Origin of the sequence: Pseudomonas sp. K5002, from assembly GCF_013386655.1 — a bacterium.
Taxonomy (GTDB): domain Bacteria; phylum Pseudomonadota; class Gammaproteobacteria; order Pseudomonadales; family Pseudomonadaceae; genus Aquipseudomonas.
In genome coordinates, this window is the sequence record NZ_JACARK010001035.1 from 1 (window position 1) to 3,509 (window position 3,509).

General features: G+C 57.5%; 3 protein-coding genes and 1 pseudogene. 2 read left to right on the top strand and 2 right to left on the bottom strand.

From position 1 onward, the window contains the following. Positions 1-44 precede the first annotated feature (44 nt). Entirely contained in the window at positions 45-1,457 is a 1,413-nt protein-coding gene (locus tag HX846_RS32865; RefSeq protein WP_177039664.1) for an amino acid permease, read from the bottom strand. A gap of 525 nt (positions 1,458-1,982) precedes the next feature. On the opposite strand from HX846_RS32865, the gene HX846_RS32870 reads away from it, so the two are divergent. Continuing rightward, positions 1,983-2,120 (top strand): hypothetical protein, encoded by a 138-nt coding sequence (locus tag HX846_RS32870; RefSeq protein WP_003175756.1) that lies wholly within the window; start codon positions 1,983-1,985, stop codon positions 2,118-2,120. Between the two features lie 77 nt (positions 2,121-2,197). Then, a complete protein-coding gene (locus tag HX846_RS32875; RefSeq protein WP_102369770.1) occupies positions 2,198-3,157 on the top strand; it encodes a leucyl aminopeptidase in 960 nt (319 codons plus the stop codon). Positions 3,158-3,370: 213 nt separating this feature from the next. Here HX846_RS32875 and HX846_RS32880 read toward each other — a convergent pair. After that, positions 3,371-3,509: pseudogene (locus tag HX846_RS32880) on the bottom strand (23S rRNA pseudouridylate synthase B); the annotation flags it as partial.

The window sequence follows — 3,509 nt, forward strand, 5'->3', positions numbered from 1 at the left end:
AACCATAAGTCGCCGTTACCGCAGCAACGGATATGTACCCGAGATCAACCCCGACTCAACACCCCCCCTTCCCGAGCCTTACGCCTGTTCTTGATCCCGTAGCAAACCCACATAAACACCACCCAAACCGGAATCGCATACACCGACACCTGAATCCCCGGAATCAGCAGCATCACCCCAAGAATAAACACCACAAACGCCAGGCAAACATAATTCCCATACGGATACCAAAGCGCCTTGAACAACGGCACCTGCCCCGTCCGATCCATATGCTGCCTAAACTTGAAATGCGAAAAACTGATCATCGCCCAGTTGATCACCAGGGTCGCCACCACCAGCGACATCAACAACTCCAGCGCATGCTGCGGAATCAGGTAATTCATCAACACCGCCACCAGCGTAATCGCCGCCGACGCCAGGATCGACCGCACCGGCACCCCGCGCTTGTCGATCTTCGCCAATGCCCGCGGCGCGTCACCCTGCTCGGCCATCCCCAACAGCATCCGGCTATTGCAGTAAGTGCCGCTGTTGTAGACCGACAACGCCGCCGTCAGCACCACAAAGTTGAGAATATGCGCCGCGGTATTGCTGCCCAACATCGAAAACACCTGCACAAACGGACTGCCGCTATAGGCGTCCCCGGAGGCATTCAGGGTCTCCAGCAAGCTGTCCCAAGGCGTCAACGACAACAGCACCACCAACGCGCCGATGTAGAAAATCAGGATCCGGTAGATCACCTGGTTGATCGCCTTCGGAATCACCGTGCGTGGCTTGTCCGCCTCAGCCGCAGTAAACCCGAGCATCTCCAGGCCGCCAAACGAGAACATGATGATCGCCATGGCCATCACCAAACCACCCACGCCATGGGGAAAGAACCCGCCGTGCTCCCACAGGTTGGTCACCGAGGCTTGTGGCCCGCCGGTGCCACTCACCAACAGGTAACTGCCCAGGGCGATCATGCCGACAATGGCGACCACCTTGATGATCGCAAACCAGAACTCGGCCTCGCCGAAGACTTTGACGTTGGAAAGATTGATCACATTGATCAACACAAAAAACGCCGCCGCCGACACCCAGGTCGGGATCTCGGGCCACCAGTAGTGCACATACTTGCCAACTGCCGTCAGCTCCGACATGCCCACCAGGATGTACAAAATCCAGCAGTTCCAGCCCGACAGGAAGCCGGCGAAACCGCCCCAATACTTGTGGGCAAAGTGGCTGAAGGAACCGGCCACCGGCTCTTCGACGATCATCTCGCCCAGCTGGCGCATGATCATGAAGGCGATAAAGCCGCAGATGGCATACCCGAGGATCATCGACGGCCCGGCGGATTTCAGCACGCCGGCCGACCCCAGGAACAACCCGGTGCCAATCGCGCCACCGAGGGCGATCAGTTGGATATGGCGATTTTTCAGGCCGCGCTTCAGTTCGCCTGAATGCGAGTTGGCTTCACTCATGGAAAGGGTCTCACGCAAGGTTTGAGGGTGCTCATGGAGGGGTGCTGCTTTGGTAACGGGCTACAGCAGCGCCGATCAAACCCAGGTCCAGCGTTTTTTCTTACGGTCATACGTCACCTGTTGTTTTTATCTGTGACGAAATCGAACCCGACGGGCTTGTGGCCAGGCGGAATGAACAAGGCGGATAGCCCTGAGAGAGTGGGATCACAGTAAAACGCGGCGCATTGTACACCGCCAAACCTGTCTGGGCTGACAGGATGCGGTGCGGCAGATAGGAGGGACATTAGGAAAATTCTTTCAGATAACGAGAAGTTGACGAAAGGACGATTCCTACAAAACGATGCAACCAACTCTCTGTTTCATCGACATAAACCAAATCGCCATCAAAACGGAATAAAAAATCCAAATGGAACCGTGTCAATAAAAATTTTGCAATCCCAAACACTCTCTTCTAGGTTCATCCACTTGCCCAGCGCAGCAAGCTGGCAAGCTCGTTCTCAAACAACGTCATCTAGGAGATTCACCATGCAAGCACTGGAAAATGACCTGGAAACCGAACTGCAACTCGACGATTGGTTTGAAGCGCCGACCCATGAGGCCGCCGTTGAAATGATGCAAGCCGATGCCGTCGTGCCGTTCGGCACCGCGATGTGGCCTTTCTAATCTGATCAGGCACCCCGGCAGGTGCGGGACGCCGCACCTGCCACTGCTCCTACCGAAGGCTTTGAAGGAAGGACGTCATGGACAAGGCCCGCGCCGTCGAACATTTTCTGTATTACCTCGCCCATCACCCGGCCCTCGCCGGCCTGCACCGCCCCACCATTTTGCTTGGCCATACCGAACGCTACGACGCCATCGCCCAATCGATCATCCAGGGCAGCGCTGCCCGCTTCGACTTCCAGGTACAACGCCTGGACCAGGCCCCCTGCGAAGCGCTGGCCAAGGCCATCGAAGACTGTGACCTGTACATGTTTCTCTACGATTCCTCGACCCTGCCCAACCCACGCGCCGAAGGCCCGGACTTTATCCGTGCCCTGCAAGGCGTGATGGCCGAGCACTGGAAAAAATCCCTGCTGCTCAAGGACTACGGCGACTATTTCTACGACACCTTCAGCGTCGCCCCACAGCGAATTGCCGACCTCAACGCCACGTTGATCCGGCGCATGTCCCAGGCCAGCGTGCTGAGCTTCACCGACCAGCATGGCTCGCGCCTTGAAGCGCCCATGAGCAGCATCAAGAAGTGGACCAATATCAACGGCATCGGCAACCACGACCTGGCACCCGGCGAGATCGCCACCCACAGCGAGGCCATCAACGGCCAGGTGCGGTTCGTCGGCACCTTCCTCAGCACCATTCCCTTTGCGCGCAAATACGGCGTGCTGCAATCACCGCTGGAACTGTGGATCGAGAACTCGACCATCTGCACCGTGGCCAGCGAAGTGCCGGGGCTGGCGGATGACTTCAACAAATACCTGAATGCCAACCCGTCCAATCGCCGGGTGGAAGAACTGGGCATTGGCACCAATGAAGGCGTGAAGGATTTGTATGCGCGCAACGCCGGCTTTGAAGAGCGTCATTGCGGGCTGCACCTGGGATTGGGTGGCGGGCAGAAAGGCAGCCACCACCTGGACCTGATCTTCGCCAGCGGCGTGTTGGCCCTCGACGATAAACCCGTGTTCGATGGGGCTTTCATGTTCTGACACGCCCGCCAAAACAATGGAGATCAACTGTGGGAGCGGGCTTGCTCGCGAATGCGGTGGGTCAGTCACTGGATGTATCAACTGATACACCGCATTCGCGAGCAAGCCCGCTCCCACAATGGACCTGCTTTGCTCATAGAGCAGGTTCCAAATCCAGGCAAAAAAAAAAAACGCCAACCCGAGGGTTGGCGTTTTTATGCAGCGCTTAACGAATCACTGCGGCTTCTTGCGACCAAAACCTGGACGCTGGCCGGAACCGGCCGGTGCACCACGACGCTTGCCCGATGGCGCGTCATCGACCAGCTTCAGGCCCGGGCGCTTTTTCGGCGATGGCTTGGCTGGACGTTTGGTG